Annotated in this window: 17 protein-coding genes; 11 read left to right on the top strand and 6 right to left on the bottom strand. The window is 43.8% G+C overall.

Features of this window, described 5'->3' with window-relative positions; all coding sequences use genetic code 11:
- The first annotated feature begins 5 nt into the window (after positions 1 to 5).
- The 5 genes from A37S_RS0109970 to A37S_RS0109950 are packed head-to-tail and all read left to right on the top strand — an operon-like array spanning position 6 to position 3,805.
- On the top strand, positions 6 to 248 hold the full coding sequence (locus tag A37S_RS0109970; RefSeq protein ID WP_028296859.1) for a DUF3098 domain-containing protein: 243 nt from the start codon (positions 6 to 8) through the stop codon (positions 246 to 248).
- Entirely contained in the window at positions 248 to 1,045 is a 798-nt protein-coding gene (locus A37S_RS0109965; protein ID WP_028296858.1) for an undecaprenyl-diphosphate phosphatase, read from the top strand. The genes A37S_RS0109970 and A37S_RS0109965 overlap by 1 nt, the downstream gene beginning before the upstream one ends.
- The gene (truB, locus tag A37S_RS0109960; protein ID WP_028296857.1) at positions 1,045 to 1,749 is read left to right on the top strand and encodes a tRNA pseudouridine(55) synthase TruB; all 705 of its coding nucleotides are present in this window, start codon (positions 1,045 to 1,047) and stop codon (positions 1,747 to 1,749) included. Before A37S_RS0109965 ends, truB begins: the two co-directional genes overlap by 1 nt.
- Before the next feature lies 1 nt (position 1,750).
- Entirely contained in the window at positions 1,751 to 2,728 is a 978-nt protein-coding gene (locus tag A37S_RS0109955; RefSeq protein ID WP_028296856.1) for a bifunctional riboflavin kinase/FAD synthetase, read from the top strand.
- Between the two features lie 39 nt (positions 2,729 to 2,767).
- The gene (locus A37S_RS0109950; protein ID WP_051292970.1) at positions 2,768 to 3,805 is read left to right on the top strand and encodes a DUF2157 domain-containing protein; all 1,038 of its coding nucleotides are present in this window, start codon (positions 2,768 to 2,770) and stop codon (positions 3,803 to 3,805) included.
- 6 nt (positions 3,806 to 3,811) lie between these two features.
- Here the strand turns inward: A37S_RS0109950 and A37S_RS0109945 are convergent, their stop codons facing one another.
- Positions 3,812 to 4,135 carry a hypothetical protein gene (locus A37S_RS0109945; RefSeq protein ID WP_028296854.1) on the bottom strand — a complete coding sequence of 108 codons (324 nt, stop codon included), beginning with the start codon at positions 4,133 to 4,135 and terminating at the stop codon, positions 3,812 to 3,814.
- Between the two features lie 320 nt (positions 4,136 to 4,455).
- On the opposite strand from A37S_RS0109945, the gene A37S_RS0109940 reads away from it, so the two are divergent.
- Positions 4,456 to 5,343 carry a Rossmann-fold NAD(P)-binding domain-containing protein gene (locus tag A37S_RS0109940; protein ID WP_028296853.1) on the top strand — a complete coding sequence of 296 codons (888 nt, stop codon included), beginning with the start codon at positions 4,456 to 4,458 and terminating at the stop codon, positions 5,341 to 5,343.
- A gap of 11 nt (positions 5,344 to 5,354) precedes the next feature.
- On the top strand, positions 5,355 to 6,269 hold the full coding sequence (locus tag A37S_RS0109935; RefSeq protein WP_028296852.1) for a TIGR01777 family oxidoreductase: 915 nt from the start codon (positions 5,355 to 5,357) through the stop codon (positions 6,267 to 6,269).
- Between the two features lie 16 nt (positions 6,270 to 6,285).
- On the opposite strand, the gene A37S_RS26240 is transcribed toward A37S_RS0109935, so the two are convergent.
- The 5 genes from A37S_RS26240 to A37S_RS24275 all read right to left on the bottom strand — a co-directional run bounded on the left by A37S_RS26240 (position 6,286) and on the right by A37S_RS24275 (position 10,213).
- Positions 6,286 to 7,215, bottom strand: coding sequence for an FKBP-type peptidyl-prolyl cis-trans isomerase (locus A37S_RS26240; protein ID WP_084163847.1), 930 nt, complete (start codon positions 7,213 to 7,215; stop codon positions 6,286 to 6,288).
- Between the two features lie 15 nt (positions 7,216 to 7,230).
- Positions 7,231 to 7,788 (bottom strand): FKBP-type peptidyl-prolyl cis-trans isomerase, encoded by a 558-nt coding sequence (locus A37S_RS0109925; protein WP_051292966.1) that lies wholly within the window; start codon positions 7,786 to 7,788, stop codon positions 7,231 to 7,233.
- 147 nt (positions 7,789 to 7,935) lie between these two features.
- The gene (locus A37S_RS26235) at positions 7,936 to 8,556 is read right to left on the bottom strand and encodes an RDD family protein (RefSeq protein ID WP_028296850.1); all 621 of its coding nucleotides are present in this window, start codon (positions 8,554 to 8,556) and stop codon (positions 7,936 to 7,938) included.
- Between the two features lie 4 nt (positions 8,557 to 8,560).
- Entirely contained in the window at positions 8,561 to 9,475 is a 915-nt protein-coding gene (locus A37S_RS0109915) for a LiaI-LiaF-like domain-containing protein (RefSeq protein ID WP_028296849.1), read from the bottom strand.
- 24 nt (positions 9,476 to 9,499) lie between these two features.
- Complete coding sequence (locus A37S_RS24275; RefSeq protein WP_036602086.1) at positions 9,500 to 10,213, bottom strand: SDR family NAD(P)-dependent oxidoreductase; 714 nt, start codon at positions 10,211 to 10,213, stop codon at positions 9,500 to 9,502.
- Positions 10,214 to 10,626: 413 nt separating this feature from the next.
- Between A37S_RS24275 and A37S_RS0109900 the strand changes: the two genes are divergently transcribed.
- From A37S_RS0109900 to A37S_RS0109885, 4 genes are all read left to right on the top strand, one after another.
- Positions 10,627 to 11,361 carry an MlaE family ABC transporter permease gene (locus A37S_RS0109900; protein WP_028296848.1) on the top strand — a complete coding sequence of 245 codons (735 nt, stop codon included), beginning with the start codon at positions 10,627 to 10,629 and terminating at the stop codon, positions 11,359 to 11,361.
- 27 nt (positions 11,362 to 11,388) lie between these two features.
- A complete protein-coding gene (locus A37S_RS0109895; RefSeq protein WP_028296847.1) occupies positions 11,389 to 12,141 on the top strand; it encodes an ABC transporter ATP-binding protein in 753 nt (250 codons plus the stop codon).
- 140 nt (positions 12,142 to 12,281) lie between these two features.
- Positions 12,282 to 13,205 carry a sugar phosphate nucleotidyltransferase gene (locus A37S_RS0109890; RefSeq protein ID WP_028296846.1) on the top strand — a complete coding sequence of 308 codons (924 nt, stop codon included), beginning with the start codon at positions 12,282 to 12,284 and terminating at the stop codon, positions 13,203 to 13,205.
- 89 nt (positions 13,206 to 13,294) lie between these two features.
- On the top strand, positions 13,295 to 13,519 hold the full coding sequence (locus tag A37S_RS0109885) for a hypothetical protein (protein ID WP_028296845.1): 225 nt from the start codon (positions 13,295 to 13,297) through the stop codon (positions 13,517 to 13,519).
- Positions 13,520 to 13,558 lie beyond the last annotated feature (39 nt).

Genomic DNA, 13,558 nt, shown 5'->3' with positions numbered 1-13,558 from the left:
AAGATATGGCTCAAAAAAGAAAATACGGAAACACGGAAACCAAAAAGATAGAAATGGTTTTTGGCAAGCTCAATTATCAATTGCTAATCGTCAGCATCCTGGTGGTAGTACTAGGATTTGTGCTGATGGCTGGAAAAAACGACATTTATAGTTTCACGAAGATTACCATAGCGCCTATCGTGGTGGTGGCTGGCTTTGCCTTAGGTATAGTTTCCATCCTCATCAACCCGAATAAGTCTAGGAAGTAATGGATTTAGTACAAACCCTGGTGCTGGCCATCATTGAGGGGCTCACCGAGTTTTTGCCGGTATCTTCCACTGGACACATGATATTGGCTACGGCACTTATGGGGATACAACCCACCGATTTTGTAAAGCTGTTTACCATAGCCATACAGCTGGGCACCATCCTATCGGTATTGGTATTGTACTGGCGACGATTTTTTCGTTCGGTGGCTTTCTACCTCAAACTGATAGTAGGTTTCATCCCCGCGGCCATATTTGGTCTCTTATTCAACGATTATATCGACGAGCTGTTGGAAAGCCCTTTGGTAGTAGCCGTAGTATTGGTATTGGGAGGTATCATCTTGCTGTTTGTGGACAAGTGGTTTTTGAACCCCAAAATAGACGACTCGGACGAAATCGGTTATTTAACTGCATTGAAGATAGGCTTTTATCAATGCTTGGCCATGATACCTGGCACCAGTCGCTCCGGCGCTTCCATTGTGGGTGGTATGGCCGAAGGATTGTCGCGTAAAGCTGCGGCAGAATTCTCCTTCTTCTTGGCCGTGCCTACCATGTTTGCAGCAACGGCCTATAAATTGCTGAAATATTTCACCTCGGGCAACAGCTTTACGTCAGATGAGTTGGTGACCTTGGGTATCGGCAATCTAGTTGGTTTCGTGGTGGCCGTTGTAGCCATCAAGTCTTTTGTGGGCTATGTTACCAAATACGGGTTTAGGCTCTTTGGTTGGTACCGCATCATCGTTGGCTTAGCCATCATCTTGTTGTGGTACTACGGTGGGCAGAACCTGAATGTATTGTAATGAAAGACAGAAAATTTGACTTTGAAGGTGGAGAAGTGCTGCTCGTGGACAAGCCCTATAAATGGACTAGCTTTGATGTGGTGAGCAAGATACGAAACTCACTGAAACCACTAAAAATCAAAGTAGGACATGCTGGAACATTGGATCCACTGGCTACCGGATTGCTGATTGTGTGCACAGGCAAGAAAACGAAGACCATAGACGAATTGCAAGCTCAAGAAAAGGAGTACACAGGTTCCTTTGTACTTGGCAGCACCACTCCTACCTACGATTTGGAAAGCGAGCCCAGCGAAGCTGTCAGCTTAGAGGGACTTAGCGAAGATAAGATCAACTCTGCATGTGCCTTATTTTTGGGTAATATTGAGCAATATCCCCCTGCCCACTCTGCCGTGAAGGTAGGCGGCGAAAGGCTGTATGAAAAAGCACGTCGTGGAGAAGAGATAGAACTCAAGGCCAGGGCCGTCACAATCATGGCGTTCGATATCACCCGAATAGATTTGCCGGAAGTTGACTTTCGCGTGGTGTGCAGCAAGGGTACTTATATCCGATCATTAGCACACGATTTTGGCCAAACCCTTGGAGTTGGGGCCTACCTCGGCGCACTGAGAAGAACCCGAAGTGGTGATTTCCATGTAGATGATGCCTTCCAGGTATTAGATCTGACGGAACATATCAAGTCCTTAAAGACTAAAACGGAACAATAGGATGAAGATTTACAGAAGCCTCGACGAATTCACCCCCCTGGACAATGCTGTGGTCACCATGGGCACTTTTGACGGTGTACATGTAGGGCATCAAAAAATCATCAGCAAGCTGACGGAATATGCCCGCATCATTGATGGAGAGACCGTTCTATTGACGTTTTTTCCGCACCCACGAATGATTATCCATCCCGAGGATGAAAGCCTCAAGCTTATAAACACGATTGAGGAAAAAGCCGAACGCCTCGCTGCCTGCGGCATAGATCACCTCATCATCACCCCATTCACCCGCGACTTTTCCAACCAAGGGCCAGAAGAATATATTCGTGAGGTACTTGTAAGTAAGATAGGCACCAAACGGGTTATCATCGGCTACGATCACCACTTTGGCAAAAATCGCGGCGGCTCCATAGCGGATCTAAACAGATACTCGCAGCAATACCAATATACGGTACAGGAAATACCCGAGCAGGATGTCAATGAAGTAGCCGTATCGAGCACGAAGATTCGTGAGGCGCTCATACTGGGCGACATCGATACTGCCAACCGTTACTTAGGTTACCCTTTCCCATTGACTGGGAAAATCGTCAAGGGACAGCAGCTGGGCCGCACCATAGGCTTCCCCACAGCCAATATCGAAGTAGAAGAACCCTATAAGCTCATCCCAGCTTATGGAATATATGCCGTAGAGGCCTACCTCATTGACAAGGCACAATTTGGCTCAGGGGAATTTGTTCCGCCCACCACCAGCGAAAAGCTCAAAGGAATGGGCTACATAGGTACTCGCCCTACTGTCAATGGCATCACTCGAAGTATTGAAGTCAACTTCTTTGACCTCAATGAAGATCTCTATGGCAAGACCATCCATGTAAATTTCCTGCATTTCGTGCGTCACGACCAGAAGTTCACCACGGTGGAAGAGATGCAACTGCAGCTCGCCATAGATGAAAAAAATATCCGTAAGCTCTTGTTTGCAGAATAAATTTGCTTATTTGCATCATTTTGCACCGAGAATTTCGCCATGAAACTGCATATAGACAGACAGGAAGAGGAAACCATATCCAATGCGCTCTCGTACTGGGAACAGGAGGGATTGATCGATGGCCAAACGGCGGAGAAGCTCCGCGATTCCTACGAAGTGAAAGGCTTCGACTGGCGCAGGCTTGCCCAGTATTCTTTCTGGGTAGCGCTGTCCTGCGTGGTACTGGCCTTTCTCTCACTTTTCATTGACAAGGAAATCCTCGCGGTTTTCGAACGGTTATATGATACGCCAAACATTGTCATCAGTGCACTATGTGCCACACTTGCTGTTTTATTCTATGCGTTGGGTTATTATCAGAAAAAAAAATATCCGCAGAAAAAATTGAGTAGCGAGAGCCTGATGGTACTGGGCGTGTTTGCCACGGCTACCTGCGTGGGCTATCTAGGCAAGGTCATCAACAAAACAGATGGCAGCTATTCCCTGCTTTTCCTACTATCCATAGTCATCTACACCGTGCTTGCCATCAAGCTGTCTTCAAAAACTATCTGGACTTTCATGCTCGTGGCACTGGGCATCTGGTTTGCTACGGAAACCGCCTATCACAGCAATTGGGGATTCAAGTTCTGGGGCATGAACTATCCACTGCGCTTTACCCTTTTTGGCACGTTTCTCACTGCCTTTGCACTTTGGATACAGCCACGTATCAGGGTTGCCCAACCCTTCCAACAATTGAGCTATCTCATTGGCATCATTTACCTGCTCATATCCCTTTGGCTATTAAGTATATTTGGGAATTATGATGACTTGGACAAATGGGCCAAGGTGAAGCAGTACCACATCCTTTACTGGGGCTTGGTATCTACCGCTATTTCTTTAGGTTTTGCCTGGTATGGCTTAAAAAAGAACGATGCTATAGCACGCGAATTCGGCATCACCTTTGTGCTGATCAACTTGTACACCCGCTATTTTGAATACCTTTGGGATAACCTCAACAGAGCCGTTTTCTTTGCATTGCTCGCGCTCTCTTTCTGGCTCATTGGACGCCGGGCCGAAAAGATATGGAACGGATTTTCCTGATCGCTGTCAATGTATATCTTTGGGATCCACCTTCCCTGTATGAGCCACCACCTCCTTGTCTAGGTTATACTGCATACCTTTGCCGGTATCTACCCCGTTGATAAAACCCTGATCGTAAAGCTTATTCAACAGCTTAGCCACGATGACTTCAAGCTCTTCGACGTCTTCCTTAGAATTGAGCTCAGCAAGCTTGGCAGCTACCTGAGGAGCGGTCGCCCTGCCCAAATACGCCAAAGCATATACCGCTTGCTCCTCAATGTCGGCATCGCGGTCGAAAGTAGCGGGAACATGTAGCGGTTTAATGCCATTATCGAAATCCATCTTTGCCATAGTTATACCGTTTTAGTAGGAGAAACACCTGAAGTAACACAAATGTTTATCAAAAAAATGAGCTCTAACTCTTTTCTTTTATTGAGATTGTAATAGCCTATTGCCTTTATATATTTACGCCATTAGAGAGTTGACAAAAATCTTTTCGAGAAAAAATTAAACATTCGCAAGCCACGATTGTACTAAGTAATACTTTAAGTTTGGCATTTAGTTTTTACTTGAGATGATCCAACGCTTTAAAAGTATCAGCTGAACTTATTCCCTATTTGGACAAAACACAGATAGGGGGTTAAAAATATAAGTGGAATAATTATTCGACAATGAACATCTTACTAAACGGACTGAATAATTATTTGGGAGAGAAACTGGCCAAGTTCCTTGCTGAAGAAAATGGCTTTCAAGAGCTGTACTGCCTCATTAGAAATGAGAAGCATTTTATGGACTATGGGCTATCGTTGCTACCTAATATTCACCCCGCAGTTTGCGACTTGATAAGGGAACAGTATGCTTCATCTATCCCCTCGCAGGCCGATGCTGCCATATATCTTAGCCAAGACTCCGCCGAGTGGAACGACTCTTACCGCAATATGGAAATGCTCTCGCTACAGAATTTCGTGAGGTTGGCACGCAGAACCAATTGTGGGCATTTCATATATATAACCAGGTTGCGCACTCCCTTTGTGGAAGATGCTTTTCAAATGCTCAAGGAGAGCTACATCAATTTTACCGTGGTTCGCATGAGCAACATTATAGGCCCGGGCTCCATATTGATGAAAATGATGGATAGGTTGTCTAAGAAACCCATGATACTGACAGATAGAAGATTGGCCAATGCGAAGGCGCAACCCATTGCCCTTAACGATCTACTGAATTATGTCAACATGATGATCCTTAACCCTGCAACCTTTAATCAGCAGTTTGACATCGGTGGTCCAGACACACTCAGTTACAAGGATATGCTGCAGACTTATCTTGATATTACTCATATAAAACGAAAAATAATACAAATCCCAAGTATTGGCAATGAAATTGCGGCACTGTTCGTAAGCATGATAACAGGTGTAAGCGTTCCAGCGGCAAGGGCTTATCAAGAAAATATTACGGGAGACCTGCTCTGTGCTGAAAACAGAATCCATGAATTATTTCCAATAGACTGCATTCATTTTGATGAGGCCATCCGTCTAACATTGGCAGAAACAAATACGTAAATAGGGGTAATATGCGAAAAATATTAATAACAGGAGCCTCGGGACTGATAGGCAAGGCGCTTTCTACCCATTTAATAGAGAGAGGATATACCGTCCATGCACTTGTTCGCAGCTATCCGGAGCGCCCCATCGCCGAAGTCAGCTATTTTATCTGGGATACGGAGAATGGCACGATGGACAAAGAGGCACTTTCTGAAGTAGATACCATAATACACCTAGCCGGAGCAAATATAGCGGCACTTCCATGGAGCAATAGGGTAAAAAAAGGCATCGTCACCAGTCGTACAAAAAGCATAACCTTGTTATACAACACCATTAAAAAGGAAAATATCGAGAGCGTTCGGCATGTGATATCAGCGTCAGCCACTGGCTATTACAACAACCGTGGCAACGAGTTGATGACGGAGACTAAGCCCGCTAGCCTAGATTTCCTTGGCATGGCATGTACGGCCTGGGAAAATGCCGTCAACAAAGGAAAGAAGCTTGGCTTACGCACCGTAACCCTCCGTACGGGCATGGTACTGGACCTTTACGGGGGTGCACTGCCAAAATTGGCGACTAGTGCCCACCTGGGTTTATCTACCGCGTTGGGTAGCGGAAAACAATGGACACCTTGGATTCATTTGGCAGACGCCGTGGGCATATATACTTATGCTATTGAACATATGGATCTAAGCGGGCCGTACAACATGGTGGCTCCTCAGTCCATCACAAACGAGCAGCTGGTAAAAGCCATCGCCAGGCATTTGCATAAGCCTTATTGGTTGCCAAATATACCAGCCTTCCTTATAAGGGGTATATTAGGACAAATGAGCGAACTGGTGCTGAGTAGCACTAAGGCGAGTGCGCAAAAAATAATCCATACAGGCTACCACTTCCAGTATCCGACCATAGACCGTGCTTTAGAGCAGGTATACGGCCAGTGAAGATAGATAGTCTCCCTTAATCGTCATTACGAATGGTAACACTGAAATAAAGTGGCGTAAACTGCGGGATGGAGCCACTCCCGTTCCTGCCATAGGCAGAAGTAGATGGCGTGTAAAATTCTATCTTACCTCCCCTATTCACCTTGGGGATTATTTCTCCCCAAGAGGTAATCACACCACTGAGACGAAATACTGCAGAATCACTAGAGTCAAACTCGGCGCCGCTTAAGAACTTTCCTACATAAGAAGCGGTTACCAGAGAGTCAATAGTAAGTCCATCGCCATCGCCCAGCTCCAGTATTTTATAATAAATGCCCGTTTCCGTCTTCTCGTACTCATCAGCTGATGCGCCCGCATTGGCAATAGCATTCCTAATCTGAAAATCTTCATAGGCTGGCAAAGTCGAAGCAGATAGTACGTGAAATACATAGTCAAGAGACGCGTTGGCGGGAATACCTAAGCTACTATTGCCGTTTCTTCCATATAGATAGCGTGATGGAATGATAATTCTAATTCTACCGTTCTCATATTTCAACATTTCGGCCAAGACATTCTTTATGCTATTATTGGCCTCAACGGGCGAAGAAGGCAAATTGGCCGATGAACTGTTGCCATAAGGGTAATATCCCAAGAAATCATAATAACGATTGCTACCTTGTAAGGTATCTGAAGAAACGTAAGTCCCATCCAAGGACTTAACGGTAAACACCATAGGCACAAGCGCATCGAACTTCAAGAGCTTTTCTGGGTCACCTTCTTGCAACACTTCGTAATACATACCCGTAGTACCGTATTGCTGCACGGAAAGGTTATTTTGCCGAATATACTGTTGTATGTTCTCTTCATCCAATTCTTCTATAGACTGATATTCCTTTTTTTCACAGGCTACTAGGCCCATCAGGATAGGAACGACCCAAAACATTAATCTCTTGAAATTAATAGTCATTCTGCTGTTTAACTGTTAAGGTGTAATTGTGCCTGAATCATAAACATCTAGCACTTCAATAGAAAAAAATAACGGGGAGTTGGCAGGAATAACTGCGTTGGACTGATTACGATAGGCGTACACAGAAGGAGTGACAAGTTTTATTTTTGCTCCTTTTTGAAGTCCATTTTGAAATAGCCCAAATGCAATCTTTGCTTTAGGGATGAAAGCAATTTTCCAAGCATCGATCAAATAGTAGAGATTGCCATCCAGCGGTTTATCGTCTTCACTTTCATCAAAAACAGTACCGTCCAATAGCTCTCCTCTGTAGTGTACCGTCACGTTGGGATACTGTTCATATGGATAATTGCCGCTACCGGTACTCTCCAGCACGTACCAAATACCCGTTTCTTCATCATATTGTGCCCCTTGCATCTGTTCACTCTCTTCTACATAAGCGGCGATAATAGGTGCTTCTTGCTGTTTTTGAAGCTCTGGATCATAAGTAGGTTGTTCATCTTTCATGCAAGAGGCAATAAATAGCGCTCCTATGAAGAACAAGTAACTATATTTTGTTTTGCGTAGCAATCTCATAGCAAGGGCAAAGTTATTGAATTAATTTGTTTTATTGCATTGTTAACACAATTTAACATACGTAGAAATGGGCAAAGACAACATCAATTAGTTCTAGTTAAAAATGACATCATTGATTTGTTTGTCTAAGATGCACAAGTGAAACTATCAAATAAGCCTATCACGAACGACCAGCGTCTTCGCCAAAAGATCATGCAGGCATTGCTGCTTTCTATTGAAAAAACCTATCAAGAAACCAATGCCGAAAGTAGCCACCCCAAATAGTTTAAACGCATGACGGGCAAAAACACGTCCAAAGGAGGGTTTGTTGCCTTTCGTATCCACAACACGAATATGCAATAAGAATTTACCAGGAGAAGCCTGTACTCTGCCGCTTTCAAAGACTACCGATAGTATGAACTTAATAAAAAAGAAAAAGGGCACAACATAGATCAATAAGGTGAATAGGGTCTGCCTATCTTCTATTTTGTGCATCATCACCAGAACGACGGGGGCAACGAGTATTGCTGCGATGAAATAATCTATGGCACAAGCCAAAAGCCGAATATCCAAAGAAGCAAAATACTGTGGTTGAACCGCTTGATGCGCCAAGCCCAAAACCTTGCTCAACAAGCTCGACTCTCGAATTTCCATGAACTCCCCCTTATCCCCAATTTTTACAAAGTCAGTACCCGAAAGCGACAGCCCCATAAGCTCTTCCAAGGTGTATGGCCCTGTTGGTTTCCCGTCCTTTATCACATAAAATCTATCTTCTGGCGAGGTATCCATTTGCTTAATACCAATTTACGGAAAAAGAGCTCAGTCCGCCCTCATAATCTATGGTATAAAAGCTACCATTCTCATCAAAACCCTCTGATTCGTAGACACCATCGCGTATTTTCTTGAAGTTTCTCAGTTTATTGGAAGAGATGGCAGACTCCATCTTAATGCGACAAGAGGTTCCTTTGGGCAATAAAATTTTTGTGCTAGAAGCACCACTTTCTATGCTCACCTTGCTATTTTGATAGGGCTTGCCAAACTTTAACTGCACTGAAGACGCCCCTTCTTCCACGCTCATCTTAGCTACCTTCAGGTTGCTCAAGTCAAAATTGGCCGAACCAGCACCCATTTCCAATTGGATATCCCAGACTGGTTGTTGGTGAAGCATTATTCCTACGCGCTTGGAGCTCCCCCCTCCTCCGCTGGATTTCGTGGCGAGCGAAAGCGTTGCCTGCTCTCCTTTCACTACAGTTTGCAAAGAATGTCTTGGACTGTTTTTCGGCATATCCACATTTATGAGGGCATTGTTCCCACTGGCCAACCTGTAAGACACTGCACCGGCCTCTATTTTCAGCTTGGCATATTTTATCTCATCAGACCATGCCGCGTCAATTTTCTCGTCAGAATTGCTTTTCGCTGTTTCTACCGTATCACCATTGCTGCTTTTGTTCCACGTAAACGGGCTGTATGTGCCAGTTACACCTTGGTAGATGAAAAAAGCTAGGCATATTACCATAAAGAAACCGTATGCATAATTACCTTTTTCGTTTTTTGGCAACATGATATTGATCCCCACCAGGATAATGATGAGTGGCCAAAAACGGAAAACAGACATCCATGAGAAATCAATTACTCCCAAATTGTCCAACAACCAGATAACTCCTGCCGAAAGCAGTGCCAATCCCCAACTGATTTTCGATCTATCCATGACCTTATTTTCTACTTTAATATTCTACCGATAGAATGGCTTTACAACCACTTCCTCCACATTAGCGGTTTCTCCAACAGACAAGCAGGCCACCACGGCACGCGCTACGTCATCTGCTGTCACAAACTTTTCGCGCGGTAGGTCGCTGCCTTCCCAAGAAGAAGTCCAAGTAGCGCCAGGAATCACTTCCGACACTTTTATACCTTTGGGAGCCAATGCTGCCCTCAAGTTTACTGTTAGACCATGTAGGGCAAACTTTGTTACACTATACGCACTGGCATGCTCCGTGGCCTGCTCGGCAGCTATGGAGCCTATATTGATAATGTGTCCGCTCCCTACTTTGGCCATTTTGTTTCCAAAAAAGGCCGAAAGGTACTGAGCCACAAAATAGTTGATATCGAACAATACCTTCATCTCTGCCAGGGGAATATCCAATATCGATCCTGCATGGAATAATCCCACATTATTGATCAGTACATCTATCTGTGGGCAATTGGCATCAATAGATACTGCACATTCCCGCAGGTCACTTTCTATACTCAGATCACATGGATATATCATCACGTTAATAGTGCTATAAGCAGCCTGCAGCTCTTTTTGATATTCTGTTAAGTTTGCTTCACTTCTGGCAATCAACAAAAGGTGATACCCTGCCTGGGCCAATCTATAAGCGATTGCTCTACCAATACCTTTCGTCGCTCCAGTTATCAAGGCATATTTTTCTCTACTTTCGTCCATCTTATGAATTTATAGCCAAACATAGTCAAAACTAGTTACATGTAATCTCTTTAGCTGCCAAGTTTCTGCATCGCTCTTTTCTTTTTCAACGGGGAACTTGTGGTGCGGCCCTTAGGCACCAGACATAATCATCCCGTTACCATATTATTCAACAATTATTTTATTAAATAAAACAAAATGACGCACCCAATGGTTAGTTGCTTAGTTTGGAAACGGGGGAGCATAAAAAAAGCATGAAAAGTCTACCAAATATTCCCATATAGCGAATGCAAGGGCTTTTTGCGGCTTTCTTGATTCATATGCTTTATGCTTATATTGCACAAAATTTGTGGTTTATTTACGCCAAACCCTATATTTGGACAAAACATTAGAGAAATTATTGAAGATATTTCAACATTTACACCCTTGTATATATGTTTTTTAACAGCTTAGGCAAATATCTTATCTTATTGAAATCGGTGTTCAAGAAACCCGAAAAATGGGCCATATATAGAAAGGAAATCTTACATGAGATGTATAGTGTGGGTGTGGATAGCCTAGGCTTAATAGCCATTATATCGACTTTCATAGGCGCGGTAATGACTATGCAAATTGCCTTTCAGCTTGTCTCAGATTTAATCCCTAATTCCATCATTGGGCAGATAAACCGAGATTCCAGCATCCTGGAACTAAGCCCTACCATCTCGGCATTGGTGCTGGCTGGAAAAGTAGGGTCGTCCGTCTCTTCGCAAATAGGCACCATGCGTGTTACCGAACAAATAGATGCACTGGAAATCATGGGCATCAATGCACCTGGCTACCTCATCCTTCCCAAGATCCTTGCAGGGATCACCATGGTACCAATATTGGTAGTATTGTCCATCGCCCTGGCTTTGACGGGCGGACTTATCGGAGGTGCGCTTTCCGGAGCCGTAACCCCTGCTGACTATATCAGCGGCATCACCGACGGCTTTAGAGGCTATACGATTACGGTCGCTATGGTAAAGGCATTTGTATTTGGCTTTGTCATCACGTCAGTATCCGCTTATCAAGGGTTTTATGTAAAAGGCGGGTCATTAGAAGTAGGACAGGCTAGCACCAAAGGGGTAGTGGTAAGCTGTATAAGCATTCTGGCAAGCGACTATGCCATCACAGCCGCCATGTTATAATTAACTATTAGTCACCCTAGCAGAGCAATGATCGAAGTTCAAGACATATATAAATCATTTGGAGACAACGAAGTATTAAAGGGGATATCGGCCAAGTTTGAACCTGGACGCATCAGTCTCATCATTGGAGGGTCTGGATCTGGGAAAAGTACCTTGCTGAAATGTATGGTAGGGCTACATGCGCCTACCAAAGGCAGAGTGCTGTATCAAGGTCAGGATTTTACTCGAATGAATTTTGACGAACGTATCCCAATTCGCAAGGAGATAGGCATGCTATTTCAGAACTCGGCACTTTTCGATTCCATGACAGTGGAGGAAAACATCACATTTCCTTTGCAAATGTTTTCGGACATGAGCAAAAAAGAAAGGATAGAACGCGCTAACTCCTGTCTAGAGAGAGTAAACTTACCTAAGAGCAACAAATTGTATCCGGCAGAACTGTCGGGCGGCATGAAAAAGAGAGTAGGTATTGCACGCGCCATAGCCATGAATCCAAAATACCTGTTTTGCGATGAGCCCAATTCCGGGTTGGACCCTAAAACTTCGATCGTTATAGATGAACTGATTCAAGATATTACCGAAGAATTTAATACTACCACGATCGTAGTGACCCATGACATGAATTCCGTTATGGGTATTGGGCAATATATTTTGTTCCTATATCAAGGGGAAAAAAAATGGGAGGGCTCCAACAAGGAAATTGCCCATACAGATGTGAAAGAGCTGAACGATTTTGTATTCGCAAGCCCATTCATGCGAATTGCTAAAAAAAGCTTCTGACGAACATCGTAACTTTTTAGCCTATACAAGTAGTTTCTTCCATTGAGAAGTACGCTGTTGATTGGCATTATTTGTAACTTTAACACCCTTTGTTTGTTAGACAATAAAATTGATAATACTAAATAAATGATAATCAAGTAATGAATAAACCAACTTTAGTTATTTTAGCGGCAGGGATGGCCAGCCGTTATGGTGGGAACAAGCAAATTGACGGTTTTGGACCAAATGGCGAGACCATTTTGGAATACTCCATATACGATGCCATAGAAGCTGGTTTCGGCAAGGTGTGCTTTATCATACGTCCAGAACACCAAGAAATCTTTGAAAACAATATTGCTTATAAAATAAGCCCATACGCCGAAGTGTCCTATGCCTATCAAACGACTGACCTGAGTGAATATGGTTTTACGGATACTATCGAGCGCGCCAAGCCTTGGGGCACCGGACATGCTCTATTGTCTGCAAAAGATAAAGTAAGCGAAAATTTCTGCGTCATCAATGCCGATGATTTCTACAGTGCCAAAGCTTTTATTGCTATGCACAAGTTCCTTACCGAAGAGGTAGAAGACAATTATTTCTCCCTGTTGGGGTACACCATAGGGAAAACACTGTCGGACAGTGGCCCCGTGACACGTGGTGTATGTGCCACCACGGATGAGGATGATCTCAAACAACTGGACGAACGAGCCAAGGTTTTCCGTGATGAGACTGGAGCTATTCGTTATGAGCAAGGAGATGGTAGCTTGGGCACCTTGGCAGAAGACGAGGTAGTTTCGATGAATTTCTGGGGGTTCACTCCCGCCATATTTTCGCTTTTGGAGCCTATGTTTGTTGATTTCGTCTCAAAAAACAAGCAAAACCCAAAATCAGAGTTCTTAATCCCGGAAGCCGCTCAGGACATCTTAAAGGCTGGCAAAGCTAACTTTAAAGTCATTCGCGTAAATGCACCTTGTTTTGGAGTTACTTACCAAGAGGACAAGGCATTGGTAAAAGAATCGCTGGCACAACTAACAAGAGAAGGAGTATATCCAGACAAATTGTGGACTAAGGCGATTAACCAATAAGCGGCTTTACCATCTTTATATCCCGTTACTCAAACAAATTCTACGGAAAAATGTCTTAAAAGTAATTATAAACTTTTATCACATACGATATGAAAAAGCGCATTAAAACAACATTTTACCTTGCTGCCTGCCTAATTGGCTTATCCTGGCAATTAATGGCCTGTGGTGGCAATGCACGTAATGAACCCGACGAGAATGAGACATATATAGACACCCTTTTAGAAGGCGATCCTCAGGATGGAAATAACATGCGTAATGAGCAACCTACGGAACCTCTAACACAGAAAGACTCTGTAAGTACCGACTCAATGTAGGATAAAAAAGGCATTGATAATTTACTCAATGCCTTTTTT

Origin of the sequence: Olivibacter sitiensis DSM 17696, from assembly GCF_000427965.1 — a bacterium.
In the GTDB taxonomy this organism is placed as follows: domain Bacteria; phylum Bacteroidota; class Bacteroidia; order Sphingobacteriales; family Sphingobacteriaceae; genus Olivibacter; species Olivibacter sitiensis.
This window is presented reverse-complemented; position numbering and strand designations above follow the sequence as displayed.

Bases quoted from the DNA above. Each gene is read 5' to 3' on its own strand.
- A37S_RS0109900 (WP_028296848.1), top strand. From the start codon at position 10,627: ATGTTTTTTAACAGCTTAGGCAAATATCTTATCTTATTGAAATCGGTG.
- A37S_RS0109945 (WP_028296854.1), bottom strand. From the start codon at position 4,135: ATGGCAAAGATGGATTTCGATAATGGCATTAAACCGCTACATGTTCCC.
- A37S_RS0109950 (WP_051292970.1), top strand. From the start codon at position 2,768: ATGAAACTGCATATAGACAGACAGGAAGAGGAAACCATATCCAATGCG.
- A37S_RS0109925 (WP_051292966.1), bottom strand. From the start codon at position 7,788: ATGAGATTGCTACGCAAAACAAAATATAGTTACTTGTTCTTCATAGGA.
- A37S_RS0109935 (WP_028296852.1), top strand. From the start codon at position 5,355: ATGCGAAAAATATTAATAACAGGAGCCTCGGGACTGATAGGCAAGGCG.
- truB (WP_028296857.1), top strand. From the start codon at position 1,045: ATGAAAGACAGAAAATTTGACTTTGAAGGTGGAGAAGTGCTGCTCGTG.
- A37S_RS0109970 (WP_028296859.1), top strand. From the start codon at position 6: ATGGCTCAAAAAAGAAAATACGGAAACACGGAAACCAAAAAGATAGAA.
- A37S_RS26235 (WP_028296850.1), bottom strand. From the start codon at position 8,556: ATGGATACCTCGCCAGAAGATAGATTTTATGTGATAAAGGACGGGAAA.
- A37S_RS0109915 (WP_028296849.1), bottom strand. From the start codon at position 9,475: ATGGATAGATCGAAAATCAGTTGGGGATTGGCACTGCTTTCGGCAGGA.
- A37S_RS24275 (WP_036602086.1), bottom strand. From the start codon at position 10,213: ATGGACGAAAGTAGAGAAAAATATGCCTTGATAACTGGAGCGACGAAA.
- A37S_RS0109895 (WP_028296847.1), top strand. From the start codon at position 11,389: ATGATCGAAGTTCAAGACATATATAAATCATTTGGAGACAACGAAGTA.
- A37S_RS26240 (WP_084163847.1), bottom strand. From the start codon at position 7,215: ATGACTATTAATTTCAAGAGATTAATGTTTTGGGTCGTTCCTATCCTG.
- A37S_RS0109965 (WP_028296858.1), top strand. From the start codon at position 248: ATGGATTTAGTACAAACCCTGGTGCTGGCCATCATTGAGGGGCTCACC.
- A37S_RS0109885 (WP_028296845.1), top strand. From the start codon at position 13,295: ATGAAAAAGCGCATTAAAACAACATTTTACCTTGCTGCCTGCCTAATT.
- A37S_RS0109955 (WP_028296856.1), top strand. From the start codon at position 1,751: ATGAAGATTTACAGAAGCCTCGACGAATTCACCCCCCTGGACAATGCT.
- A37S_RS0109940 (WP_028296853.1), top strand. From the start codon at position 4,456: ATGAACATCTTACTAAACGGACTGAATAATTATTTGGGAGAGAAACTG.
- A37S_RS0109890 (WP_028296846.1), top strand. From the start codon at position 12,282: ATGAATAAACCAACTTTAGTTATTTTAGCGGCAGGGATGGCCAGCCGT.